Here is a 25,446-nt window from a genome sequence, read left to right as displayed (position 1 = left end):
TCGCTGCGGAGCGTTTTGGGAACGGGCTTCCCGGTTCCGGAACGCTCTCTCTTTTTGCAGCATATTCAAGATAACGGGAGGAATACTTATATGGACTTAACTCAACAGGCTCATGGGCTTGCGCTCAAAGGAAGAGATCTCGTCGAACTGACCGATTACACGGCGGAAGAGATTCAGTATCTGCTTGATCTGGCGATCGAACTCAAACGCAAGCAGAAGACCGGAGAAGTATTCCGTCCGCTTGAAGGCAAAACGCTGGGCATGATTTTCGAAAAGTCGTCCACGCGTACGCGCGTATCGTTTGAAGTCGGGATGTTCCAGCTTGGTGGACACGCTCTGTTCCTCAGCAAAAACGATATCCAGCTGGGTCGCGGAGAGACGGTTGCCGATACGGCCGGCGTACTGTCCCGCTACCTGGATGGCATCATGATTCGGACATTTGGTCATGAAAATGTGACGGAATTGGCTAAATATGCGGATGTTCCGGTTATCAACGCGCTGAGCGATCTTGGCCACCCGTGTCAGGTGCTGGCCGATCTGCAGACCATTCAGGAACATAAAGGCGCACTCCGAGGCAAAAAGCTGGCATATGTCGGCGACGGCAACAACATGGCTCATTCGCTGCTGCTCGGCGGAGCGAAGATGGGTATGGACGTCAGCATCGCAAGTCCCGAAGGCTACGAGTCGGATGCAGACATCGTGCGCCAAGCGCAGGAGATTGCCGCACAGAGCGGATCTAAGATCTCGATTGTGCGCGACGCACGCGAAGCGGTCGAGAATGCCGATGCAGTCTATACAGATGTCTGGGCAAGCATGGGGTTCGAAGAGGAGCAGAAAGTGCGTGAGCTGGCGTTCAAGGATTATCAGGTCAATGAAGAACTGGTGCAGCATGCCAAAGCCGATTATCTGTTCCTGCACTGCCTGCCTGCCCATCGCGGCGAAGAAGTAAGCGCAGGCGTGATCGACGGCAAAAACAGCGTCATTTTCGATGAAGCCGAGAACCGTCTGCACGCGCAGAAAGCGGTCATGGCGACATTGATGGCGTAAGAGATGGCATAAGTCATTCGGAATAATAAAAAAGCGCCCTGCGCATGAACGTAGAGAAGCGGGTCACGCAGTATTTTCATAAATGGAACAAAGAATGGCGAGGCAGGCAGGAAAAGGCCCCACTCGCACCGAACTTGGAAAGACAATCGCCCAGAGCTTACGCTGTGCATCGCTTCGTTTTTTTATAGGTGATGCCGGCACAGACCTGGATTTTGAGAGCGGAGGAATGACAACTATGGCTAAAGAAAAAATCGTACTCGCATATTCCGGAGGATTGGATACGTCGATCATCCTGAAGTGGCTCAAAGAAACTTACGATGCGGAGATTATTGCTTTTACTGCGGATATTGGACAAAAAGAGGAACTGGACGGTCTTGAAGAGAAAGCACTCGCGACCGGCGCTTCCAAAGTCTATATTGACGATCTGCAGGCTGAATTCGCTTCGGACTTCATTTTCCCGATGTTCCAATCCGGCGCCTTGTATGAAGGTCAATACCTGCTCGGCACCAGCATCGCTCGTCCGCTGATCGCCAAGCGCATGGTTGAGATCGCCCGTGCCGAAGGTGCCACTATGATCGCCCACGGCGCAACAGGCAAAGGCAACGACCAGGTTCGTTTTGAACTCGGCGTCGCTGCCCTGGCACCGGATATCAAAGTCGTTGCGCCTTGGAGACTCGATGAGTTCCGCGATACATTCCCGGGCCGCGCCGAAATGATCGAGTATGCCGAGAAGCACGGTATTCCGGTTACCGCCTCCGCAGCTAAGCCTTACTCCACCGACCGCAACCTGCTGCATATCAGCTACGAGAGCGGCGTATTGGAAGATCCTTGGTTCGACCCGAGCGCTCCGGAAAACAAAGATATGTTCCTTCTCAGCGTTGATCCGCAGGATGCTCCTGATGAGCCGGAAATGCTGGAGATTGAATTCGAACAGGGCAACGCAGTCGCCCTCAATGGCGAAAAGCTCAGCCCGCTTCAAGTTATGGACAAACTGAACGAACTGGGCGGCAAGCACGGCATCGGCCGCGTCGATATGGTCGAGAACCGCTTTGTCGGCATGAAGAGCCGCGGCGTATACGAGACTCCAGGCGGCACGATCCTGTTCACCGCTCACCGCAAAATGGAATCTCTGACGATGGACCGCGAAGTCATGAACCTGCGCGATTCCCTGCTTACCCGCTACAGCACGCTTGTCTACAACGGCTTCTGGTTCGCGCCTGAACGTCTTGCCCTGCAAGCTCTGGTCACGGAAAGCCAGAAAAACGTAAGCGGCACGGTCCGCGTGAAGCTGTACAAAGGCAATGTCATCGGCGCCGGTGTCAAAAGCCCGGTCAGCCTGTATAACCCGGACATCGCAACGATGGAAGCCGATCCGAGCCAAGCCTACGACCAGAACGATGCGACCGGCTTTATCAGCCTGAACGCTCTGCGTCTGAAAGTCAGCGCAGGCGTCGAGCAGAGCAAGTAATAGCGGCTCGCCTTCGGCCCCGGGTTTCCGGTCGAACAGGAGCTGCACAGCGCTCCGCCTTCGACCCCGGGTTTCCCGGCCGAACAGGAGCTGCACAGCGCTCCACCTTCGCCCCCGGGTTTCCCGGCCGAACAGGAGCTGCACAGCGCTCCGCCTTCGGCCCCGGGTCTTCCGGTCGAATAGGAGCTGCACAGCGCTCCGCCTTCGACCCCGGGTCTCCGGTCGAATAGGAGCTGCATAGCGCTCCGCCTTCGACCCCGGGTCTTCCGGTCGAATAGGAGCTGCATAGCGCTCCGCCTTCGACCCCGGGTTTCCGGTCGAACAGGAGCCGCACAGCGCTCCGCCTTCGACCCAGGTCCCACACATGCGCCGCACAAGGCAGCGAGCAGCTGCCCGCATCGAGCGCATCCGCACGGACGTCAGCCGCGGCCGCCGAAGGCAGGCCAAGAGCGGCGGCACCGCGCACCAGCACCACCAATCCAACACGCATACCTCCCGCCAACCGCGACTGCAATCTCTGCCCCTTACGGGTGTCCAGAGGGCAGTCGCCCTTTGGGGCCCTCCCTCGGGGAGGGTTTGGGAGGGGAGGAGGAACTATGAGTAAACTTTGGGGAGGCCGCTTCACCAAACCGACCGATCGTCTGGTCGAGGAATATACCGCCTCCATCAATTTCGATAAAGCACTGGCTGAAGAAGACATTCAAGGCAGTCTGGCGCATGTTGCTATGCTGGGCAAATGCGGCATCATCCCGCAGGAAGACGCCGATACAATCTCGCAGGGACTATTGAAAGTCCTGCACAAGATCGAAGCCGGAGAAGTCGAGTTCTCCGTCTCTGACGAAGACATCCATATGAATATCGAGAAGCATCTGATCGAAGAAGTCGGTCCGGTCGGCGGGAAGCTGCATACCGGACGCAGTCGGAATGATCAGGTGGCGACTGATATGCACCTGTACCTGCGTGGACGCGTCATCGAGCTGACCGGCCTTGTACAGGCTGTACAGCAGGCGCTGCTCGAGCAGGCCAAGCAGCATACAGCGACTATCCTGCCGGGCTATACGCATCTGCAGCGGGCGCAGCCGATCCTGTTCGCGCATCATCTGCTCGCGTACGTCTCCATGTTCCAGCGCGATGCGGAGCGTCTGATGGACAGCTATAAGCGCATCAACATTCTGCCGCTCGGCGCTGGCGCGCTGGCCGGCACAACTTTCCCGATCGACCGTCATTTCGTGGCGGAGCAGCTCGGATTCGACGGTGTTTACGAGAACAGTCTGGATGCCGTCAGCGATCGGGACTTCATCCTGGAGTTCCTGTCCGGTGCTTCCATTCTAATGATGCATATGTCCCGCCTTTGCGAAGAGCTGGTGCTGTGGAGCAGTACGGAATTTGGCTTCGTCGAACTGGACGACGCGTTCTGCACAGGCAGCAGCATCATGCCGCAGAAGAAAAATCCGGACGTCGCGGAACTTGTTCGCGGCAAGACCGGACGCGTCTACGGCAACCTGATGGGTCTGCTGACCGTATTGAAGTCGCTGCCGCTTGCCTACAACAAAGACATGCAGGAAGACAAGGAAGGCATGTTTGATACGGTAGCGACGCTGGACGGCGCGCTGCGCTTGTTCGCTCCGATGATCGCAACCATGAAAGTCCGTACCGGACGCATGCGCGAAGCGGTGAACAAAGACTTCTCGAACGCGACCGACATCGCGGACTTCCTCGTCGGCAAGGGACTGCCTTTCCGTCAGGCGCATGAAGTCATCGGCAAGACGGTGCTGTACTGCATCGAGAACGGCAAGTATCTGCTCGACCTCAGCCTGGAGGAGTTCAAAAGCTTCTCCGAGCTGTTCGACGAGAATATTTACAATGTGCTCCAGCCAGAGAACGTGGTGAACGCCCGCAACGTGTACGGCGGAACCGCTGCTCCTCAGGTGGAAGCGGCGATTGTACGTGCGGAAGCGACGCTTGAGCTGACGACCGAATGGTTGAACAGCAGACTATAGTTCCCTGCTCCCTAGAGCTTCAAAGTGAAAGACGCCTCCCCTGGGAGGCGTTTTTTCGTTCTCGAAATTTTCATTTGGAGATGGCCAGACAGTTGCGGAAAGTCAGGAATAAGGTAAAATGTAGAAAAAGCGGCTGTACGCCAATCGGACAGCCTCATTTACGCTACCGCAGACTGCGAGGCATAACAACAACCATGTTCAAAGAGCTATTTGTCAACCTCACGATTTTGTCGACATTGTTGTTTTTCGGCAATATTTTTTTCAACCGTTTTCGGAAATCTTCGCTGGCTTCGAATTTGGAGTCTTGGCTGCCTTGGGTTAATGGTATCGCCCTTGGGATCGTAGGCATTATCCTAATGGAATTTTCATTTCTAGTAGAAGGCAATTCCGTAGTAGATCTGCGTCAAACAGCCGTTATTATTGCGGTTTATGTGGCAGGCATTCCGGGAGGACTATGCGCAAGCCTGCTGATTGCAGCATTTCGACTGTTTTTCTTCGGTGATTTAGGGTTACCCTCCTACATCGGTGCCGCGAATCCGATCGTAACGTTCCTGCTGATTATTTTGGTGCTGCAAAAAGGACGGTTGGAGCCGATCAGATGGGCGGTAGCTTTTGCCATGAATTATGTCGTCTTCCTGTTCAGTTTTTTCATTACGATCGGCACACGCGTAGCGAATATTGTTCCGGTATATTTTGTTATTACCGTGGCCGCAGGCGTATTTACGTTTTTCCTGCTGCGCTATCTTAAGCATTCCAATGATCTGTTCGCCTTTATGGAAGATGCTGCGCATCACGATTTCTTGACCGGCTTGTATAACTCAAGATCTTTCCATCTCGCTTATGACCATCGGGTAAAGCGTGCCTCGAAAAACGGTGAAGAGTTTGCCCTGATTTTGCTCGACATCGACCATTTTAAGCGGATTAACGATACCTACGGACACCAGGCCGGAGACAGCGTGCTGCGGCAGTTCGGCACCATCCTGTCTTCCTTCTCGCCAAGCGATGGATACTGCGCGCGCAAAGGCGGAGAAGAATTCGCGATCGTTATTAACGGAATCAATGCGGCTGCCGCTGCACGAATTGCAGAAAGGCTGAGACTGGGCGTGGAGAAACATTCTTTCCTGTTGGAGGACGGTATCCGTCTGAAGGTGAGCGTGTCGATCGGTTACGGTTCGTCAAAAGAAGGATCGGCCCAGACGTTGTTTCGTAGGGTGGACGACGCCTTATACCAAGCAAAACAGACAGGCCGCAATCGCGTTTGCAGAGCTTTGGCACAGTTTGATCGCCCGGATCAGGCTTCTTCACCTGGCGATCGCAAAGTCATGCCTCCTTCCTGAGCCGAACGAGTGCAGAAAAGCCTCGCTTCCACGCAAGTGGAACGGGGCTTTTTGCGTTGTGCTTGTTACATTTTAGTTTCGTTAAGCGGCAGCCATTTCAGCACATTTTGAATCATCGTATCCCAGTAACCCCATTCGTGTTCGCCGGGTCCTTCCTCGTATGTGAAGTCCAGTGTACTGCTTTCGGCCGATTTTTTGAATGTCTGGTTGTCCTTGTACAGGAAGTCTTCGGTACCGCAGCACTGATACAGCTTGGGCTTCGGTCCATCGGACTTTGATACCCGGTCCAGCAGGAACAGCAGATCGTCTTCGCTTCCGCGAACTTTGTTGTCGCCGAAGATCGTATGCAGCAGCCCAGAGCGTGGATTGTCGGGATTTTCCGTCATCGACGCAATATCAAGTGCTCCCGAGAGGCTAGCGCCCGCGGCAAACCGATCGGGCCGGCGAAGTGCCAGCTTGAACGCCCCATAACCGCCCATCGACAGACCGGCCGCAAAGTTGTCTTCGCGTCTGGCCGACAGCGGGAAGAAAGAGCGTGCCAGCTCCGGCAGTTCTTCGCTAATAAATTCCCAGTATTTTTCGCCGTATGCCATATCCGTATAGAAGCTTCGATGTACCTGAGGCATGACAACAGCGATTCCGTAAGCGGCGGCATAGCGTTCGATCGACGTACGGCGCACCCAGATCGTATCGTCGTCGGACAAGCCGTGAAGCAGATACAGCGTCTTATGCGGCCCGGGGCGTTTAACGTTCTCCATTCCGATTTGCGAACGGGTCTGCTGCGGCAGAATAACGTTCATCGACGTACTGAGACCGAGCGACTCGGAATAAAAATTACAGGTAAGTAAAGCCATAGCAGATGCCTCCTTGTTTAGAAAACGTTTACTTGATTATTACCATTCCGTCTCGATATTAGATTTTCCTGTCTGCGTAGAAGAACTAGGGTCGAAAGACCTAAAAATATATTGCCGTAGTTCATCTGTCGCACATATAATAAAAGAAGGAAAAAGCCGATATATAGACAAATGATGCCTATGGCTTCTTTTTACGAAGAAGAAGTAAGGCGGGCCGGGAGAAGGAGGCTTTTTGTTGAAGAGTCTGAAGAAAGAACAGGGATTTACCTTAATCGAAATATTGGCTGCACTGCTGATTCTGTCGATTACGGCGCTGGCCTTCACGGCTTACTTTAGCAATGCGCTGACGTTCGCCAAAGCAAACCAGAACAAGACAATCATGTCTAATCTGGCTCGCAATGCGCTGGTCTATATGCAGAAGCAGGATTTCGACCGATTAGAGGCTTATTTCAATTCAGACAGCGCAACAGTTGTTCGGAATGCCAGCGGCACGCGCGAACAGCGAGTCGGAATCACTCCGGAAACGTTCGCAAGCTGCACGACGTCATCGGGGGGGACCTGTGCATTCCGCGACATGTTCGAAAACGGAAATCTGCAGCCTGTCATGGCCGTGCTCCGTCCAGAGGTTAACGGAATCGGGTACCGGGTCGTCATCGAGTATCAAAAGGATTTGAGCCGTACGGCTGCTGCCGGTGGTGCGCTGCTGCTGCCGATCAGCGCTACAGTAACTGCAGCAGCTGAAGGAGCGGCCGGTCCGGGAGCGGATGCGGTAACGGTGGAGGGGTATGTGAATGCACAATCGATTCGTTAACAGGCTAAAGCGCGAAGAAGGCGTAACGCTAATCGAGCTGCTGGCCGTACTGACGCTGATCACGATGATCTTGGGAATTATTTCAACGACCCTATTTTTTGGATTTCGGAGCTATAACCAAGTGGACGCTGAGAACCGGCTGCGGGAAGAAGGAGATATTCTGATGTCTTCCATCATTACGGAGCTGTATGTTTCTGCGCCGGATCATGTGTATGCATTGGCGGATGGCAGCGGCTTTCGGATGGTGAACGTAGACACGGACGGAACCGAAATTGCTTCGACAGAGAAAACGATCCGAGTTGCCGAAGGGCAGCTGCAAATTCAGAAACCGGGGGTTTCGAACGCTGCAGATCCGTACCAATCAACAAAGGTGAATGCGCAGATTGTCCCGGGACTTTCTTCAATTCGGATCGAAGGGGATACGGTCGGAGGATTCGATTATTACAAGACCGGACTGATCAATATCAAACTTGTGCTGGCGCTCGGTGAAGGTGCAGAACGGTCCCAGATCGAACTTGAGAGCCGTTTCGGATTTTAATATAAATGTACGGGGGAAGGAGAACATCCTTTGATGAAACGCTTGCGGGGAGAAAAAGGCTCGGCGCTTGTTATGGTCATGTTCATGATGCTGATCTTGACGCTGCTCGGCGTTATCGTACTGAGTGCGGCGGTAGGCGGAGCCAGGCGGACCCTAACGAGAGAAAACGACATTCAAAGTCTGCAGTTGACGCAGAAAACGCTGGACGAATCGGTTGCCTATATTGCAGCCAATCTGGATGGAAAGACGATTAAAGCCGACATCTTGGGAGCAGCGCTTCAAAGTGTGTTGAACGGCATTCCGGCCCGTCAAGCTGCGAATTCCGATTCAGATGAGGGTGTGCAAACGGAATTAGAGCTTGCTTCCAGTCAGCTGCTTTCGGCTGAAGCTCGTCCGGATTTCGCCAGCGACCCGCTTAAGGGCAATTCTTCTTATACGGTAACGCTGGTTGCGCAGAGCGAGGTGAACGGGGTAAAACGCACATTGAGACAAAACGTGCGAATCAGTCTTTACCCGGACTTCCTAAACTACGCGTTCGGTTCCGAAGAAGATCTGATTCTGAACGGTTCGCCGCAAATTAAAGGTAATATCTATGCAGGCCATACGCTTAAAGTCAGCAACATGGCGAATTACGCCTACAACGGTACTCCCGGTCTGCAGCAAAAGAGCCTGTTTCCGCAGATGAGCGAACGTGCCGATCGAACGCTGCCGCTGGCGTTTGTCCAATCTCTGGATCAATTCGTTTTGTCCGAAGACAATTATCCGTTCAGATCCGTCAATCGCGGAGCGGCGGGCGAAGTGTTAAGCGGAGAGCTGACAAAAGTGAATGTACTTAAAGCATTGGGCATTGATCTTAGCCAAGTGCGGATTCGGAATAACGAACAGTTCGTCCGTGTTGATGTCGACCAGTCGTTTAGAGACAAACTGGGCGAGGCGCTCGGCTTGAGCGACAGTGCAGTACCGGCGACTTCGTCTGATATCGCGAATTACTTGAACGCATACTCGAGAGCGCTTGAGATGCCGCAAAAGCCCGAGGAGCCGGTCAAACCGCAGCAGCCCGATTCGGAGGACGAAGAAAGCCGGCAGCAGTATGAGGAAGACATGGACGCATACGAGGAAGCTTACACAGCGTACATCACTGAACTGGAACAGTATGAACGCGATCTGGACGATCTGGCCACCGCGCTGACAACGATGAGGCAGACGGTTGTATTTAACGGGGACCTGAACGTGGATGGCGATTGGTTGAGCGGGTTGGTTCAGAGCGAGCGGAAGCCTTCTTCCTGGTTGATCGTCAACGGAAATTTAACGGTGAACAATACGATTGATGACGCCGACTTAAGTCTATACGGCAGCATCCTCGTGACGGGGTCGGTTAATCTAGCCGGTTCAATCAATGTGGACTCGACTATGTTCGTACTGGGAAACACGACAATTCAGGATGCCAAGATTACCGGAGCATCGGGTGAGAAAGAAATCGTACTGATTTCCAAAGGTCCGATTCTGCTTAATCGGGTGGATGCCTTCAGTCAGGCGGCTCAAACGCTGCGCGGATTTTTCTATACCGACGCGACGGCGGAGCTGTACGGGGTCGGTTCGAACTTCGATCTGCAGGGCGGTTTCTTTGCAAAAGGGGATCTGACAGTCAATGCGGTCGTCGGCAGTTCTACGGAAGCTCCGGACCGAAGCCGAATCCTGTTTGACGATCAAGTTACCGGGAAGAAAAGCCGGTTTCAGGTCAATTACAATGACGAGGTTTTCGAACACCAAGGAATGGCGCTTCCGAGAGTCGATAAGATCAGCATCAAAGCGGAGAAGATCGAGTTGGTTCAAGAGTCGCAAATTGAGTCCAAATAAGTCGATACTGCGAAGCTGCAAAAAGGCCGATCCCATATGGGATCGGCCTTTTTTACGGTCTTTGCGATCAAGCGGTTCTTGAACAGCTCTTGGATCAATCAGTATCGATCGCCTTCACTCGGAGCGTTGGGATCGGCAGCCTTGGTCACTATGACTCTGGTTGAAGCGGTAATTGCAGGAGCTGTCGCCGTTCTCTGATAAGAAACCGTCACGACGATCTCCCTTCCTTCCTGAAGACCGACTACAACGCCGCTTGTATCGACGCTGATGCTTGTATCGTCCGCGCTGGTCCACACAAGCTGGTTTTTAATATCTTCTACCGGAATAGAGATCGGATTCACCATCAATGGTGCATTGGCAATCAGATCGAACGGCACACCTTTCTCTACCTTAACTGTCGGAGGGAGCAGAAGTGCCGTCACGACCGGTCTGATCGTAACCGGCTGGGAGACCGTTAAATTGCCAGCAGGAGTCGGGATGACGGCGGTAACGATAACTTGACCGGAGCTTGAACCGCTCAAGCTGACGCTGCTCGTATTGCCGCTGTCAACCGGCGTACCGATCGAAGCATAGCTGGCGTTTCCAGGTCCTGAATTCGGAACGTTGGAGATTGACCATTCGACCGTCCCTTTGCTTCCCGGGTAGTTCGCCGGCAGCAGAGAAGCGCTCAAATCAATGGAATCGCCCGCATATACTGTATCCGGTCCTTTCATAGCGAAATCGAGTACCCAGATCGTTTTGGTTACGGTTTTTTCAACCGGGTTATCGCCTGCCGTGCGCACCGTAACGCTGATCGTAACAGGTCCCGCGGTCGTTCCTTTCAATACTGCCGTTCTTGGAGGAGCCGTACTGGCCGGCGTCAAGTTCGCATTGCTCTGACCCTCGGTAACGTTCCAGACTATGCTGCCGATATTGGCTGCCGCCGGCTGGATCTCCGTACTGAGGTTAATCGTTCCGCCTTTCTTAACAGCGTCAGGTCCGTTGATCACGACGCTGCTCAGATTATCGGTAACATCGATGTCGTAAGTGGCTGTCAACTGCTTGGTCATTCTAGTTTTGGTGTTTGTAATATGGGCGGTGGCCTGCAGCTTGACTCTGCCGCTCTGGACGCCCTCCACAAACAATTGGGTCGGATCGGTTTGAGGACTGATATTTACTTTGCCCGCTCCTGTACTGCTCCATTCCCAATCCACGCTATCGATTTTTAAATTGGATGCGTTAACGACGGCTTGGATGTCAGTGATGGTCTGTCCCACGTTGACTGACGGGGTTCCGATAATTGAGAGCGCCGGCGCTTCGACCTTGATCGTCGCTCGGCCGACTATGCCGCTGCCGTCGGTTGCGGAAGCCGTGATCACGGCTTCGCCGGCTTGAGCGCCGACTACGCTGATGGTCGGCGCTTTTCCTCCGACTGTTCCGGACGGATATACGATTTGTACGGCGGGACTGCTGCTTGACCAAGTCAATATTTTGCCGGATTCTTCAACGTCCGTCGGCAGGATCGTCGGAACGAGGGTCGTGGAATCGCCAACCCAGATTGATCGATCCTCCAAAGCAATACTGTTCACTTTAACAACAGCATTGAAGAATTCGTCTGGGTACAAGATCGTGTGCTGTTCGCCGGTTGTAACAACCGCGGGGCTGCTGCCGACAAAGGTACTCATTCCGGCATGGAAGCTTCCCGGCGCTCTGACCGAGTCGGCAATCAGCGTGCCCTCAATATTGCCGTCTCTAAAGCTTGCCGCTGCGCGCGGAGCAAGAATCGATCCTTTGACTTTGATATTGGTTACTTCGATGCCCGTCTGCTGGTTGAAGTTCAAGATCACGTGCGCGCTGTCGGTTCCGTTAACAGTCATGCCGTTTGAAAGCTTGGTGTTTGAGCCGCTAATATTGACCACGGCGGTCGAACCGGAAGGGACGTTAATAACGAGATGGTTCATCGTGTTAACGTAGCTTCCGGAAACATTGAAAATATTTAAACCTTTTTCCGTTCCCGTGAGCGTAATTCTGCCTTCCTTATACTCGGTTGTGCCGGTCGCTGCCTTTGCGGCATAAGCATCAGAGAGTGCCAGCAGCTGTTTTTTTGCCGCTGCAAAATCGATCGTTTGCTTGGCGGCATTAACTTGAGCTTTCAGCGTCGATGCCGATTTTTTCTGCGGAACAATATGGATTGGACCGTTGTAAGTGCCGCCGTATGAAGCGCTGCTGCTGAGATCGATATTACCCTCGCTTGATAGGGTTAGGTTCTTCACGGCCGCTACTGTGCTTTTTTCGTTAACGTTGAAGTTGCTGAGACTCAGGTGCTCGCCGGATAACGCTTGTGCTCCATTTTGAATGCTGCCATTAGCGATGGACATGCTGTCGCCCGACACGGCCGTAATGCCATTGAGACTAAGGCCATTTAGCGTCATTGTCGTGCCCGCGACGATCGATCCGTTCGTAATCGATCCGCCGGAGATCGAGACGCTGCCATTGGCCAAAACTGTAGGAAGCGACCCTGTTTGCAGCTGCTTGCCGGCATTGAAACTGCTGAGCGTAACGTTGCCGCCGAAGGCCAACCGGCCATCTGCTCCGAAGCTGCTGCCGCTTGCATCGGCATTCCCGAAGATGAACAAGCTGTAGTCTTTGAACGTCTGAAGTGCCGAATCGTGCTCGGATATGCTGCTTTGCCCCACGTGCAGGTCTTCGAAATCAAGCTTCGCCGCATTGAGGTCGTAAGGACCCTTTTGTGTCGGCACCAGATTCAGCGTAAAGCTGAGCGGCTGGGTAGACGTCGGTTGATACGACTTTGAACCGTCAGCGTCCGTCGTCAGATTGTAAGTGACGTCGCCGAAGCTGGTCGTCAGCGTGTAGCCTTCTGCCAGCGTGCCCGACCTGTTCATTCCGGCAGGGAGCGAACCCGAAATTTCGAGACCTGCCGGAAGTTTTTCCGTGTAAATCAGATTCGAGACTTCCAGTGTTGAAGAACCTTGCTCTTCCTGACGCACGAGCGAATAATCAATTGGAAGAGGGGTAACCGAATAATCGATGACTACCGGCTCACCGCGAACGGCGACTTTATTCGGAGCGCCGGACACGATCGTGCGATCCGTTTCCAGATTGGCGCTTACTTGTTCGATCGTCATGTCGATTGTTTTCGTGACGCTCGCGCCCTGTTTGTCCCGGGCCGTAATTTCGATTTGCAGTGTTCCGCCGGTCGGGAGCGGGTTCGGAATCGTCTCGGTGACGATTTGTCCTTTTTGAATCATTTTTTCGCTGATTGAATAGGTGTCTAGTTCGACGCCGTTGCTTTTAATTTTTACGGTCGAATAGACATTCAGATCTTTCAGATCGAGATCGTCTACCTGGTAGCTGAGGATCAGATTTTTTAAGTAAGAAGGCTTGGTGCTGTTCTCTTCCGGCGCATAGACGGTAATTGTCGGGGCGTGGTTCGAGCCTATAAATGCGCGGAACATTGTATTGACGAACAATTTCTGCTCCCATTCCGGGAAGCCGGTGTTGGTATGTCCCGTACCGGAATACGTAACATTTCCTTTGGAATACGTATAGTAATGATCATAGCTGTCGTCGCTGTCTCGCTTATGCGTGTCGGCGTCTTCGCTCACTATGTTGTACCAAGGAACAATCGACGGATCTTCGAGATCCAGCATGTAATACTGATTGTGCGTTTGTGCGATCTGGCCGACGTATCCGTTCGTATTGCCTGGTTTGAGCGACAAGTCGAATGGGAACTGGGTCAGCATGCCGCTGTTCACGATCTGGGTTCGAGTGGATCGGTTGGGAGCGCTGAGGCCCATGTTGGTGTACAGCCCTGTTTGTCCGGTCGTCTGCTGGAAATTTTTAATCCATGGATTGTACATGTTTCCAATCATCGTATCGTGGGTGAACATAACTGCTTGTCCGGTCTTGATAAAAGTGTTAATACCGGCGGCTGCCGCATCGGTTAGACTGCTGGACGTTTGCTTATTGTAATTGTCCATGAAGCCGAAAATGACCATGTCGTACTTGCCGTTCAAGTTCGCGTAGGAGTTGGGATTGCTTGCTGTATTGAACTCGCTGAATGGAATTGGAGTAATCTGAATATCGTAATCAGGGCTCTGCAGATAGGACTGCGTCATATTCGAAGATTTGATCAGGCTGCTTGCGCTGTCTTTCGGCAGAACCTGCAGAACTCGGATGACTGTCTGCTTATCGCGTACGTGCACGGCTCCTTCGGTATAATCGCTCAGTCCGTTGGCATTCAGCTCCAGTCTCCAGTAGACCGGACCTGAGAACGTCTGCGGCAGCTTATAGGTCAGATTTCCGGAACGAGCGGTAAGCGTCGAGCTGGCGACGATGTTTTCGTCCGTAAGTTTAAGCACCTTATCTACGCCGATGTACAGCTTGGCATTGACGGGAGAATTGAAGTCCTTAATATTGTTGGCGTTGAAGGTAAATGTGAGCGTATCGCCAGTTGTGTAGATCTTTGCCGAGCCGGTTAGGGAATTTTCGGGTTTGGCAACAATCTCTATCTGCGGACGCTGCTTGTAGAGTGCCGTGCCTTTTTTGATATCGTTGATTACTGTGCCAAGCGATGTATCGTTCGTAAAAATAACATTGCTTGGACTTGTCGCTGCCATTTTGTATTTGCTGTACAGCGCATAAAGATTGCCTTGAGGATTTTGGTCATGAATTGAAGTATGGAAAATGACCGGAAGACCTTTTTGGATATAGTCGTTTTCGATCTCTTGCGCTTTGAGCTTGGTCATATCGTTCATGATGCTGGTTGTATGGTGAGCTTGACGCTGGGCATCGAGTGAAGTGGAAGTGAACGTCTGCGGCTGCGCCGTGCTGTACGTTCCTTTTCCGAAGTAAATCGTGTCGTATTTTCCGTTTAATTCGTCCCGCATAGCAACGAACGTCTTCATCCGCATGGTGTCGACTACTACGTTGGGCGTATCCTTCAAGGAGCTTTGCAAAGCATAAGTTCCGTTATCGACAATCTCCAAAATCTTGATCTGGTATGGAGGTTCCGTATCGGCCATAACTTTCCACACTCCGAACGGCACGCTGACCAACACAAAAGTCAGAATGATAATCCAAATGCCGACATGCTTCTTTCTCACTTCAATTCCCTCCCGGCTCGCCAATTATGAATGATTATTACTCCAATCTGGCTTGCTTGTGATTCTATATACCTAAAAATATGAAACTTAGAAACTTTATTCCTAAATGAATTGTAAAAATAATGATGTGTATTATATAATCATTTTAGGTCATAAGGCTTATCTTCTCAATACTAATTACTTACATTCATGAAATAAAAGAGAGAATTTTTTGAATATTCGCAATTTTTCGATTTTTTTCTTGAATGCCCTAAAAAAGCCCTATGGATTCTACGATATATAGAAAGACACTTCGGGCCGATGGTCCCGATTTCAATGATTCATCCGGCTCATACGCAGGTTAATCCCTATTCTTTTTCGGTTGAACAGAACAAAATTTGAATCTCGAATTTCAATAAATACGGCGGAGATGAAGCGAGAATGGCAATCGTAAAGAAAAGACTCGGCGACCTTCTCGTCGAAAACGGCCTTATTTCGGAAGAGCAGCTGCAGCAGGCGCTCGTCGAACAGCGGGAAGCCAAGCGCAAGCTGGGCGACCACCTGATCGCTCAAGGCACCATTACGGAACAGCAGTTGATCGAAGTGCTGGAGTTCCAGCTTGGAATTCCCCACGTCAGTCTGTTCAAATATCAGATTGATCCAGCGATCACTCAGATTATTCCGGAAAGTATGGCCAAACGGTATCAGGTGCTTCCTTTTATGAAAGAAGGCGGCAAACTGATGGTCGCGATGGCCGATCCGCTCGATTACTTCGCGATCGAAGATCTGCGTATGAGCACGGGCTTCCGAATCGAACCGGCGATCTGTACGCGGGACGAGCTGCAGCGGGCGATTGCCCGGCATTACGGATTGCGTGATTCCATGAATCAGATGATGGGCGAGCTGCCGAGCGCTGAGGAGATTGAGGAGACGGAGATCACCGACGAAGATTCGCCGATCGTCAAGCTCGTCAACCAGATGATTCAGCAGGCCGCGCAGCTGCGTGCATCGGATATTCATGTCGATCCCGGTGAAAACAATCTGGCGATCCGGTATCGGATTGACGGAGCGCTGAGAACGGAACGTCTTATTCCCAAGCAGATGCAGGGTTTCATTACGGCACGCCTAAAAATCATGGCCAAGCTGAATATTGCCGAACGCCGCCTGCCGCAGGACGGCCGGATCAAGATGCAGGTCGACTACCGCATGATCGATATCCGCGTCTCTTCGCTGCCGACCGTTCATGGTGAGAAGATTGTACTTCGTCTGCTCGATCTTACGACCGGCGTACAGTCGATGGACAAGTTGGGCTTTGACGAACGCAATGCGGCAGTATTCAAGGAAATGATCGAGCGGCCTTACGGCATTATGCTGTTGACCGGTCCTACCGGAAGCGGCAAGACGACGACACTCTATTCGGCGCTCAGTCACCTCAATACGGAAGAAGCGAACATTATTACGGTTGAAGACCCGGTGGAGTATCAGATCGAAGGAATCAACCAGGTGCATGTGAATCCCGGAGTCGGACTGACTTTCGCAGCGGGTCTTCGCTCCATTCTCCGGCAGGATCCGAATATCGTCATGGTTGGGGAAATTCGGGATACGGAGACAGCCGAAATCGCTGTTCGCGCCTCACTGACAGGTCACCTTGTGCTGTCGACCCTCCACACGAACGATGCAGTCAGCAGCGTAACCCGTCTGCGCGACATGGGCATCGAACCTTATCTGATCGCTTCCTCATTGATCGGAGTCGTTGCCCAGCGTCTGGTAAGAAAAATATGCCCCGAATGCAAAACGCAATACACGCCTTCGGAGCAGGAAAAGATTCTTATGCACAACCAAGGGATTTTCGCCGATAAACTCTATAAAGGAAGAGGCTGTGGCAACTGCAGCAGCACCGGCTACCGCGGACGCGTCGCGATCCACGAAGTATTGCCGATGAGCGATAATCTTCGCCGTCTGGTCAACAATTCGGGCAGTATTGAAGATATGCGCGAGGTTGCGAAGAACGAAGGGATGAAATCGCTGCTGGAAGACGGCTTCCGCAAAGTAGGAATGGGCATCACAACACTGCAGGAAGTAATGAAAGAAACGGTCGCTCATTAGAGTGCCGGAGTCAACGTTGAAGATACAAGTTCTAAATGAACGGCGGAGGAGCTGCAGAAGATGAGCGAACAGAAGCGGACAATCGAAGAGCTGCTGCGCGAAATGCATGCAAGGGGAGCATCGGATCTGCATATCGCAGTCGGTGCGCCGCCGAGTATACGCATTCACGGCGCGCTGATGCCAGCAGCCGGAGAACCGGTTCTGGCAGCGGAAGCAGAAGAGATGGCTGCGGCGCTGCTCGGCGAGGAACGAATGAGTCGTTTCCGGAGCATGGGCGAGATCGATTTTGCCTGCGCCCTTCCGGGTGCAGACCGCTTCCGAATCAATGTGTACCGGCAAAAAGGTTATGCAGCAATCTCGGCTCGTGCCATTCCGGAACGAATTCCGACGATGGAACAGCTCGGCCTGCCAGCAGCACTGGCAGCGCTGGCTCACCGGCCGCAGGGGCTGATTCTCGTAACAGGTCCGACCGGCAGCGGCAAATCTTCAACGCTTGCTGCAATGATTCACGATATCAATACCAAGACCAGCAAGCATATCGTCACGCTGGAAGATCCGATCGAGTTTATGCATGAGCACCGCAAGTCATTGGTGCATCAGCGGGAAGTCGGATTGGACACCGCAAGTTTTGCAGACGGACTGCGAGCTGCGCTCCGGCAGGACCCGGACGTCATACTGGTCGGAGAAATGCGCGATTTGGAGACGATTTCGGCAGCCATTACGGCAGCCGAGACCGGTCACCTGGTGCTTGCGACGCTGCATACGACGGACGCGCCGAAGACGATCGATCGAATCATCGACGCTTTTCCGGGACATCAACAGCCGCAGGTACGCACTCAGTTAGCTTCTGTGCTGACCGCGGTCATTTCTCAGCGGCTGCTGCCCAATCGAGGCGGACAGGGGCGGACGTGCGCGACCGAAGTGCTGGTTAACACGCCGGCTGTCGCCAATCTGATCCGTTCGGAGAAGATTCATCAGATCCGCAGTGTGATGCAGACGGGCAGGGCGCTCGGCATGCATACGCTGGAAATGAATATCCGCGAGCACTTACAGCGCGGAATCATTGATCCGGTGGCAGCCAAGGAATACATGACGGAGGTGACCGCCTGATGCCGCAGTTTGAATATCAGGTGCGAACCGGCAGCGGTAAGCGGCTCAAAGGCAAGATGAATGCGAGCGACAAAGCCTCTGCGATGGACGAACTTCGCAAACGCGGACTGAAAGTCTTCTCGCTTGTCGAGAAAAATAACACCGTATTATCCAAAGAAATCTACATCGGCAATCCGGTCAAATCGATTCACTTCATTATCTACTGCCGCCAGTTCGCCACACTGATTCGCGCCGGTATCACGATTGTAGACGCGACGACGATTCTGGCGGGACAGACCGAGAGCAAAGCGCTCAAAGGTGCTCTGATCCAGGTCGCTTCCAGCCTGTTGAAGGGGATTCCGTTCTCTCAAGCCGTGCAGGAGCACAAGCGAATCTTTCCGTCCCTGTTCGTAAGTATGGTGCGGGCGGGAGAAGAGACGGGAGATCTCGAAGGCACGCTGGAGCGTCTGGCCGTCTTTTTCGAAAAGCAGCACTCGACTCGCGAAAAAGTGAAGTCGGCACTGACTTATCCGGCTACGGTAGCAATCTTGGCAATTGTGTCGACAGTATATCTGTTGTGGGCAATTGTGCCGCAGTTTATCACCATGTTCGATTCGTTTGAGGCGGAACTGCCTGCGATCACAATAGCGGTACTGGCGCTCAGCAGCAGCATTCAGAACTACTGGTATTTGTGGGGATTGGGAATTTTGGTTCTCGTTATTGCGTTCTTCATTGCCAAAAGAACCGAGCAGGGAGCTTACTGGATTGATTACATGAAACTTAGAATTCCGGTCTTCGGCAAGTTGAATCAGAAAAGCTCAATTGCTCAGTTCAGTCGTACTTTTTCTTCATTATATGCAAGTGCCGTGCCTGTACTTCAATCGCTGACGATTGTTGAAGACGTAGCAGGGAACAAAGTTATCGGTCAAGTTATTCGCAGTGCAGGCGATTCACTGCGGCAGGGACGCTCATTGGCGGCTCCTTTAGAGAAATCCTGGGTTTTCCCTCCGTTAGTGACTCAGATGATTGCAATTGGTGAAGAAACCGGTGCATTGGGCGACATGCTTGCCAAGGTGGCGGATTTCTACGAAATGGACGTGGATAACACGGTAGATCGTTTGAAGTCGCTGCTGGAACCGATTCTCATTGTGTTCTTGGCGGCTGTAGTAGGAACGATTATGGCGGCGATCATGCTTCCGATGTTTACGCTGTACGGCAGTTTCTGATCGGCAAGCGCGCGGCTCTTTATGAAGGGCTTTGTCGAGCATTCGGCAGAGATATGTGAAGCGCCGCGAACCGATTTCCGCTGAGCGGAGTCGAAAAGGCAGGGCCCGGTGAAATCCGGTAAATCAAACCACGGGAGTGACGAACAAGATGAATCAAACAGCAGAAATGGTCAATGAAGTAGAAGTAAAAGAAGCCGGTAAATCCACATTTATGAAACGCGTATGGGCAAAAATGGGCAAAGAAGAAAAAGGCTTCACCCTGATCGAGCTCTTGGCGGTACTGGTTATTATCGCGATCATTGCGGTTATTGCGATTCCTTTGATTGGTAATATCATCAATAACTCGCGTGACAATGCAGATATGGCGACAGCAAGTCAGATTTATAACGCTGCCAGATTGTATGTTGTAGGAGAAAACAATGGTAATTTCGGAACAGTAAAAGGAGCGGGTGCTAGTGATCCGGTAGGAAGAGTTACGTTAGCTATGCTTCAAGGTAGAAACTATATTGATTCTAACCTTGTTCTTCCAAGCTCTAAAGTTGCATTGAATGGTGCTACTACGTACGCTTCATTTAATACTAGTGGTTCTCTCACTGGTGTTACATTAAACGGAACAACAATAAGTGCAGAAGAAGTGCTCAAAGCTACTAAAAACTCAACTCCTTAATTTTTATAAAAAGTTAAATTAAAACCGGAAAAACCAACCGTTTTTCCGGTTTCTCTTTATCCCTTATTCTTCAATCTTTTAGATTCTAAGCCCTTAATCTTTTCTCTTCACCCATCAGATTGGAATTCCAGCGGAAGGCTAAAAGGATTGTGGAAAAGCGGAGCGGTCGCCTTTACCCTCCAATTTCTCCCTTTGCCTAATCTCATCAGGAAATTGGAGGGGAACAGCGATTGGAACAACCTTTTAGACGGCAGCGCCTTATTCCAATCCCTTACTACTTATGACGATCTTCATCGCAACCTACATCACCATCATCGGCTTGTTATTCGGTTCTTTCTTCAACGTTGTCGGACTCAGAGTCCCTGTCGGCGAATCCGTCGTACACCCGCCGTCCCGCTGCGGAAACTGCGGTATACGTTTGGGTGCCAAAGACATGGTTCCGGTATTCAGCTATATTTTTTCACTAGGCAAATGCAGACACTGCGGCATCAAATTCTCACCGATCTACCCGCTGTTTGAGGCGGCGACCGGGGTTCTCTTTCTATGGATGTTTCTCCGCTTCGGTTTGACGGGGGCGGCTGCGATCGGCATTGTACTTGCCAGCTTGTGCGTCATCGTCACGGTTGCGGATTTGAAATATATGCTCATTCCTAATAAAGTGCTTTTGTTTTTCGCGCCGATCCTCATTGGGCTTCGATTTATGTTTATGGAAGCGCCATGGTGGCATTATGCGCTCGGAGGGATATTCGGCGGCGGATTGATTCTGCTGATTGTACTGCTCACCCGAGGCGGCATGGGTATGGGAGACGTCAAATTATTTGCATTATGCGGACTTGTGCTTGGCATCGGTCCTGCAGTGCTTGCTTTTATGTTAGCCTGCGCATTCGGGACAGTCGTCGGCATATTGCTTATCTTTTTCAAAATTGTGCAGCGTCGTCAGCCCGTTCCTTTCGGTCCGTGGCTTGCACTGGGCACACTAATTGCTTACTTGTACGGAACGCAGATTATCGGCGGGTATTTCTCGCTGATCGGTTAGGAGGAGCGACCAGGCATGTTTGGAATCGGAAGCAAAAAAGCGGGATTGACCATCGAACAGACCGGCGTCCGCTTTATTCAGCTCAAAAACAACAAAACGTGGGAGATTGAAAAGCAGAGTTTTCTGCCGCTTGACCCCGGTACCATTATCGAAAACCAGATTGCCGACGAAGAGAAGCTGCGTATGCAGATTCGTCAGTGGGTTGAGCAGGAAGGGTTGAAAGGGAGTCAAGTTGCCCTGTCTGTGCCGCCTTCCCAGGTCATTATTCGCAAAATGAGCATTTCTGCTGTCCAGCCGAAGCAGGTGCAGCAGTTGGTAGCTCTTGAAGTCGAGACCGGTATGCACCTTCCGTTTGAAGAGCCGGTATATGACTTCATTCCGATCGGGATCGAGACACAGGTTCAGGATAACGGGCTTGAAGAGGAAGTCACTCGGGTGCTCGTATTCGCGGCGCCGCGAAAACTGATTGCCGAATATATCGGAATTTTGGATGAGTCCGGTATCAAGACAGAGAGCGTGGAAGTGTCGGCGACGGCACTCGGCCGGATGGCGGAGATCGCACAGGGTAAACCTTTTGCCGATACGATGCTTGTGCATCTGGAACATGCCCAGCTCGACGTTTATATGTTCCGTGACGGCAAACCGGTGTTTATGCGAACGATCAATTTGCTTGATATGGAAGAAGAAGCTCCGCTGTTCGAATCCGAATCGTATCTGGCGCAAAAGTCGGTGATACGGGATGAGCAGCTGTCGATGGAGCAGATGGTGGAAGTAACTGCCGAAATTTCACGTATGCTTAACTTTTATCAATACAGTCTGCATGATGGCGAAGCACGGATCAACGAACTTGTCGTTACCGGAGCGGAAATCAGCCGGGGTCAGCTTGTGGCGGAACTGCGCCAAGCGCTGGCGGATATTTCTATTGAAGAATTGAAGCTGGAAGCGGTGCCGGGCAAGCAGGAAGACGCATCGTTGAATCAGTACCGCGTTGCTGTAGGTGCTGCGTTGAAAGACGACAAAAACAGCCAGATTGATCTGTTTCCGAGGGAAAATAAAGATGCGAAGATACTTCCGTACGCGCTGGCGGCTTTGCTGTTGATCTGGTTAGCGGCTGCTGGAGGATTGACGACATTTTATTTTAGTCAAAAGAGCCATCTCGCAAACCAAGCCGCTCAAATGAGTCAGCTCCAGACGGACAACCAGGTTAAGGAGCTCCAATTGGCGAGCCTGCAGGGCGCCGGACGTTCGCCGGAAATGCTGATTCGCCAACTGGAAGAGGCGCGTATGGATGCAGTGTCGGTTCTTGTGCAGTTGAATGCCGCACTTCCGCCAGGAGGCGTTATTCGGGACATTTCCTATTCGCAGAACAGTACGATCGACGTAACGGTAAATGTACGCAAAATCGATGATGCTTCAGTCTATCTGGGTGCAGTCAAAACTCTTTCTTTCGTAACGGACGCTTCCATCTCTAGTCTTGCGCAGGAGACAGATACAGGCAACGGAAGTCTTTCCGCGAGAAGTGGATTGTATGCGGCTGTTTACAGCATTTCCGCAAGAGGCGCACAGGCAGAAGCCGCGAATATGGATGCGGATTCCGTGCGGGCAATCGGCGGTGCGGTTGCACCGGATGCTTCATCATCGGATCTTATGACACAGGAGGAGAGCGTCAATGATGGAACGAATCCATAACAACCGTCAGGCGCTGGTGCTTGGCATCGCGGTGCTGTTCCTGCTCTTGCTGATACCTTATGTGCTGATCATCCGCCCGCAGGCCGAAGAAAAAGTGTCGAATGATAGTGAGATCGCATTTTTACAGCAGACAAACGACCTTTTTCAGCGGAAGATCGATGAACTGTCTGATCAGGAAGTTGGCGGGCTGAGCAGCGAGCAGATCGCGCAAAGACTGCCGGAAGGGCCGGATCAGGAGCAGGTCGTAACCGATTTGTACAATGTCGGACTTTCCACTAATGTTAGGCTGGTAGACGCATCTTTTGCGAACGAAAAATCAGCTGACGGGACAGTTTCTCCAGAAACAAATGTTGGCACACCGGAGCAAATCAAGTCGGTTTATGTGACGGCAAAAATTCAGGGCAGCTATGAAGGGATCAAATCATGGATGAAAGAAATTCAGGATTTGCCGCGCTTGACTGCTATTGAGCAGTTTACGCTTAACAAACCCTATGTATACAAAGGCTCTCTTCTCTCCGCTACTGTGACTTTCAGCGCGAGCTATCTGCCAGGTGCGATTACGTCGGCAAAGATTACGCCGGGAATGGATGCGGCGGATACAGGAACCGACGATTCGGGACAATGACGGTAAAGTAGACGTGTGCGGGAGGAATCGGTTATACTGGGAACAAATACTTGTACCGGCATTTCGGCCGGGATTATAGCATGGATGCCGGGGGAGCACCCCGTAAGCTTCGGAGCCGCTTGTTGGCGTGTCCGAGGCTTTTTTGCAAGAAAAGATAAATAAGAAAAACCTCCCCCTTCGGTCCTGCGCATTATGAGAAGTCCGGGTCTCTACTCATGCAGGTGCAAATTTGTTACAATGAATATATAGAAGGAAGCTTAGGCTGCACGGCCGATTGACGAACGATGGCTGTGCCCTGCGATATACAGGCCGCGATATGCAGGCGGTACGAAGGAACGATAGGCGCGCGGGGGACGCGAATACGCCTTGGCTGCAAATCAAATTTCGGGAAGTGATACCGTGATCGACATGCAGGATGTGTGGAAGACATATCCGAACGGAACCCATGCGCTTAAAGGGGTTTCAGTCCAGATCGACCGCAGTGAATTTGTCTACGTCGTGGGCCCTTCGGGTGCCGGCAAGTCGACGTTTATGAAGCTGATTTATAGAGAAGAAATGCCGACCAAGGGACAAATTTCTGTCAACGGTTTTAACCTTGGGAAGCTTAAGCAGCGCAATATTCCGCTGCTGCGCCGCAATATCGGCGTTATATTCCAAGATTATCGGCTTCTGCCGAAGCTGACCGCCTACGAGAACGTCGCGTTCGCGATGGAAGTGATCGAGGCGCCGAGAAAGATTATGAAGAAGAGAGTTATGGAAGTGCTCGACCTGGTCGGGTTGAAGAACAAAGCCAATCGTGAGCCTGCGCATCTGTCGGGCGGCGAGCAGCAGCGTGTTGCGATCGCTCGGGCGATCGTCAACAATCCATCGGTCATCGTCGCGGACGAGCCTACCGGCAACCTCGATCCGGAGACTTCGTGGGGAATTATGCAGCTGCTCGACGAAATCAATTTCCGCGGTACGACAATCGTGATGGCGACCCATAACAAAGAAATTGTCAACACGATGCGCAAGCGGGTGCTCGCGATCGAAAACGGACAGGTCGTGCGCGACCAGTTAAGGGGAGAATACGGTTATGAATTTTAATACCCTTCTGCGGCATTTTCGCGAAGGAACCAAAGACGTATTCCGCAACGGCTGGATGTCGGTCGCCTCGATGCTGTCGATCGTCGTGTCACTGTCGCTGCTCGGTGTAGCGCTGCTGTTGGTACTGAATCTTGATCGCGCCGCAGATGCGGTAGACAAGCAGGTTGAGATCAGCGTGTATTTGAATCTCGAGACCCAGCAGGCAGAGCGCGATCTGATCGAACAGGAAATTCTCGACATGCCGGAAGTGCAGGATGTGACCTTTATCTCGAAAGCTGAAGGTCTGGATACGATGCGCGAGACACTGGGCGAGGCCATGGTCAAGGGATATGAGGAGACGGGCACGAACCCTCTCCCGGATATGTTCAAAGTTCAAGTCATTGAAGCGACGACAGTGCCGTTTGTAGCGGACAAAATATCGGCGCTTAACGATACGCATACGTCGCAGCCGATCTACCAAGTCGATTATGGCAAAGGAACGGCAGAGAGACTGTTCCAGTGGACGCAGACGATTCGAGTCGTTGGGCTGCTGCTTGTTCTGGCGCTTGGCGTCATGGCCATGTTCCTGATCGCCAATACAATCAAAGTTACGATTATTGCTCGCCGGCGCGAGATTGCGATTATGAAGCTCGTCGGCGCGACCAACCGTTTTATCCGCTGGCCGTTCTTTATTGAAGGCGTACTTGTTGGAGTAACAGGAGCGGCGCTGACATTGGGAATTTTGCTGTACAGCTACTTCAGAATTGAGCTGGTTGCGTCCGACTGGAGTTCGGCGCTGTTCACGCTGATGCCGCTCGAAGACATCTGGCTGTGGTTCAGCATATTGATTCTCGGACTCGGCTTCTTGATCGGAGCCTGGGGCAGCACCATTTCGATCCGTAAATTTTTGAGGGTCTGACGTAAAGAAGCCATTAAGCTGCGATAGC

General features: G+C 52.1%; 19 protein-coding genes. 16 read left to right on the top strand and 3 right to left on the bottom strand.

The features are described 5' to 3' along the window. The first annotated feature begins 90 nt into the window (after window positions 1-90). A complete protein-coding gene (gene argF / locus F456_RS0114405) occupies window positions 91-1,047 on the top strand; it encodes an ornithine carbamoyltransferase (protein WP_018977752.1) in 957 nt (318 codons plus the stop codon). A 235-nt stretch (window positions 1,048-1,282) separates the two neighbouring features. Next, the gene (locus tag F456_RS0114400) at window positions 1,283-2,515 is read left to right on the top strand and encodes an argininosuccinate synthase (protein WP_018977751.1); all 1,233 of its coding nucleotides are present in this window, start codon (window positions 1,283-1,285) and stop codon (window positions 2,513-2,515) included. Here F456_RS0114400 and F456_RS0114395 read toward each other — a convergent pair. Further along, on the bottom strand, window positions 2,487-3,005 hold the full coding sequence (locus tag F456_RS0114395) for a hypothetical protein (RefSeq protein ID WP_026293896.1): 519 nt from the start codon (window positions 3,003-3,005) through the stop codon (window positions 2,487-2,489). The genes F456_RS0114400 and F456_RS0114395 overlap by 29 nt on opposite strands. Before the next feature lie 106 nt (window positions 3,006-3,111). Here F456_RS0114395 and argH point away from each other — a divergent pair, with 106 nt between their 5' ends. Both argH and F456_RS23690 read left to right on the top strand, forming a co-directional pair. Then, window positions 3,112-4,515, top strand: coding sequence for an argininosuccinate lyase (gene argH, locus F456_RS0114390; protein WP_018977750.1), 1,404 nt, complete (start codon window positions 3,112-3,114; stop codon window positions 4,513-4,515). 194 nt (window positions 4,516-4,709) lie between these two features. Beyond that, complete coding sequence (locus F456_RS23690) at window positions 4,710-5,852, top strand: GGDEF domain-containing protein (RefSeq protein ID WP_018977749.1); 1,143 nt, start codon at window positions 4,710-4,712, stop codon at window positions 5,850-5,852. Window positions 5,853-5,917: 65 nt separating this feature from the next. On the opposite strand, the gene F456_RS0114380 is transcribed toward F456_RS23690, so the two are convergent. Then, window positions 5,918-6,706, bottom strand: coding sequence for an alpha/beta hydrolase (locus tag F456_RS0114380; protein WP_018977748.1), 789 nt, complete (start codon window positions 6,704-6,706; stop codon window positions 5,918-5,920). 235 nt (window positions 6,707-6,941) lie between these two features. Here F456_RS0114380 and F456_RS23685 point away from each other — a divergent pair, with 235 nt between their 5' ends. The 3 genes from F456_RS23685 to F456_RS0114365 are packed head-to-tail and all read left to right on the top strand — an operon-like array spanning window position 6,942 to window position 9,912. Beyond that, window positions 6,942-7,517: a prepilin-type N-terminal cleavage/methylation domain-containing protein gene (locus F456_RS23685; protein ID WP_018977747.1), complete on the top strand. Its 576-nt coding sequence runs from the start codon at window positions 6,942-6,944 to the stop codon at window positions 7,515-7,517. Next, window positions 7,498-8,055: a PilW family protein gene (locus F456_RS0114370; protein WP_018977746.1), complete on the top strand. Its 558-nt coding sequence runs from the start codon at window positions 7,498-7,500 to the stop codon at window positions 8,053-8,055. The genes F456_RS23685 and F456_RS0114370 overlap by 20 nt, the downstream gene beginning before the upstream one ends. A 30-nt stretch (window positions 8,056-8,085) precedes the next feature. Further along, window positions 8,086-9,912: a hypothetical protein gene (locus F456_RS0114365; protein WP_157060100.1), complete on the top strand. Its 1,827-nt coding sequence runs from the start codon at window positions 8,086-8,088 to the stop codon at window positions 9,910-9,912. A gap of 98 nt (window positions 9,913-10,010) precedes the next feature. Here the strand turns inward: F456_RS0114365 and F456_RS0114360 are convergent, their stop codons facing one another. Continuing rightward, window positions 10,011-15,017: a choice-of-anchor A family protein gene (locus F456_RS0114360; RefSeq protein WP_018977744.1), complete on the bottom strand. Its 5,007-nt coding sequence runs from the start codon at window positions 15,015-15,017 to the stop codon at window positions 10,011-10,013. Window positions 15,018-15,437: 420 nt separating this feature from the next. Between F456_RS0114360 and F456_RS0114355 the strand changes: the two genes are divergently transcribed. From F456_RS0114355 to ftsX, 9 genes are all read left to right on the top strand, one after another. Continuing rightward, window positions 15,438-17,102, top strand: coding sequence for a GspE/PulE family protein (locus tag F456_RS0114355; RefSeq protein ID WP_018977743.1), 1,665 nt, complete (start codon window positions 15,438-15,440; stop codon window positions 17,100-17,102). A 60-nt stretch (window positions 17,103-17,162) separates the two neighbouring features. Continuing rightward, window positions 17,163-18,212 carry a type IV pilus twitching motility protein PilT gene (locus F456_RS0114350; RefSeq protein WP_018977742.1) on the top strand — a complete coding sequence of 350 codons (1,050 nt, stop codon included), beginning with the start codon at window positions 17,163-17,165 and terminating at the stop codon, window positions 18,210-18,212. Next, window positions 18,212-19,417 (top strand): type II secretion system F family protein, encoded by a 1,206-nt coding sequence (locus F456_RS0114345; RefSeq protein WP_018977741.1) that lies wholly within the window; start codon window positions 18,212-18,214, stop codon window positions 19,415-19,417. The genes F456_RS0114350 and F456_RS0114345 overlap by 1 nt, the downstream gene beginning before the upstream one ends. A gap of 211 nt (window positions 19,418-19,628) precedes the next feature. Continuing rightward, the gene (locus F456_RS24850; protein WP_040925274.1) at window positions 19,629-20,084 is read left to right on the top strand and encodes a prepilin-type N-terminal cleavage/methylation domain-containing protein; all 456 of its coding nucleotides are present in this window, start codon (window positions 19,629-19,631) and stop codon (window positions 20,082-20,084) included. 280 nt (window positions 20,085-20,364) lie between these two features. After that, window positions 20,365-21,120, top strand: a complete 756-nt coding sequence (locus F456_RS0114335) for a prepilin peptidase (RefSeq protein ID WP_018977739.1) — start codon at window positions 20,365-20,367, stop codon at window positions 21,118-21,120. 15 nt (window positions 21,121-21,135) lie between these two features. Continuing rightward, on the top strand, window positions 21,136-22,809 hold the full coding sequence (pilM, locus tag F456_RS0114330; RefSeq protein ID WP_018977738.1) for a pilus assembly protein PilM: 1,674 nt from the start codon (window positions 21,136-21,138) through the stop codon (window positions 22,807-22,809). Further along, on the top strand, window positions 22,790-23,434 hold the full coding sequence (locus F456_RS0114325) for a hypothetical protein (protein ID WP_018977737.1): 645 nt from the start codon (window positions 22,790-22,792) through the stop codon (window positions 23,432-23,434). Before pilM ends, F456_RS0114325 begins: the two co-directional genes overlap by 20 nt. A 399-nt stretch (window positions 23,435-23,833) precedes the next feature. Beyond that, on the top strand, window positions 23,834-24,520 hold the full coding sequence (ftsE, locus tag F456_RS0114320; protein ID WP_026293895.1) for a cell division ATP-binding protein FtsE: 687 nt from the start codon (window positions 23,834-23,836) through the stop codon (window positions 24,518-24,520). Then, on the top strand, window positions 24,510-25,418 hold the full coding sequence (gene ftsX / locus F456_RS0114315; protein ID WP_018977735.1) for a permease-like cell division protein FtsX: 909 nt from the start codon (window positions 24,510-24,512) through the stop codon (window positions 25,416-25,418). The genes ftsE and ftsX overlap by 11 nt, the downstream gene beginning before the upstream one ends. The last annotated feature ends 28 nt before the right edge of the window (window positions 25,419-25,446 follow it).

Origin of the sequence: Saccharibacillus kuerlensis DSM 22868 (assembly GCF_000378145.1) — a bacterium.
GTDB classification, from domain to species: domain Bacteria; phylum Bacillota; class Bacilli; order Paenibacillales; family Paenibacillaceae; genus Saccharibacillus; species Saccharibacillus kuerlensis.
The sequence above is the reverse complement of the archived record's forward strand: the minus strand, read 5'-3'. Positions and strand labels throughout refer to the sequence as shown.

What these genes read in the sequence shown, in the direction of transcription:
- argF (WP_018977752.1), top strand. Translation starts at nt 91, where the DNA reads ATGGACTTAACTCAACAGGCTCATGGGCTTGCGCTCAAAGGAAGAGAT.
- F456_RS0114400 (WP_018977751.1), top strand. Translation starts at nt 1,283, where the DNA reads ATGGCTAAAGAAAAAATCGTACTCGCATATTCCGGAGGATTGGATACG.
- F456_RS0114395 (WP_026293896.1), bottom strand. Translation starts at nt 3,005, where the DNA reads ATGCGTGTTGGATTGGTGGTGCTGGTGCGCGGTGCCGCCGCTCTTGGC.
- argH (WP_018977750.1), top strand. Translation starts at nt 3,112, where the DNA reads ATGAGTAAACTTTGGGGAGGCCGCTTCACCAAACCGACCGATCGTCTG.
- F456_RS23690 (WP_018977749.1), top strand. Translation starts at nt 4,710, where the DNA reads ATGTTCAAAGAGCTATTTGTCAACCTCACGATTTTGTCGACATTGTTG.
- F456_RS0114380 (WP_018977748.1), bottom strand. Translation starts at nt 6,706, where the DNA reads ATGGCTTTACTTACCTGTAATTTTTATTCCGAGTCGCTCGGTCTCAGT.
- F456_RS0114370 (WP_018977746.1), top strand. Translation starts at nt 7,498, where the DNA reads ATGCACAATCGATTCGTTAACAGGCTAAAGCGCGAAGAAGGCGTAACG.
- F456_RS0114355 (WP_018977743.1), top strand. Translation starts at nt 15,438, where the DNA reads ATGGCAATCGTAAAGAAAAGACTCGGCGACCTTCTCGTCGAAAACGGC.
- F456_RS0114350 (WP_018977742.1), top strand. Translation starts at nt 17,163, where the DNA reads ATGAGCGAACAGAAGCGGACAATCGAAGAGCTGCTGCGCGAAATGCAT.
- F456_RS0114345 (WP_018977741.1), top strand. Translation starts at nt 18,212, where the DNA reads ATGCCGCAGTTTGAATATCAGGTGCGAACCGGCAGCGGTAAGCGGCTC.
- F456_RS24850 (WP_040925274.1), top strand. Translation starts at nt 19,629, where the DNA reads ATGAAACGCGTATGGGCAAAAATGGGCAAAGAAGAAAAAGGCTTCACC.
- F456_RS0114335 (WP_018977739.1), top strand. Translation starts at nt 20,365, where the DNA reads ATGACGATCTTCATCGCAACCTACATCACCATCATCGGCTTGTTATTC.
- pilM (WP_018977738.1), top strand. Translation starts at nt 21,136, where the DNA reads ATGTTTGGAATCGGAAGCAAAAAAGCGGGATTGACCATCGAACAGACC.
- F456_RS0114325 (WP_018977737.1), top strand. Translation starts at nt 22,790, where the DNA reads ATGATGGAACGAATCCATAACAACCGTCAGGCGCTGGTGCTTGGCATC.
- ftsX (WP_018977735.1), top strand. Translation starts at nt 24,510, where the DNA reads ATGAATTTTAATACCCTTCTGCGGCATTTTCGCGAAGGAACCAAAGAC.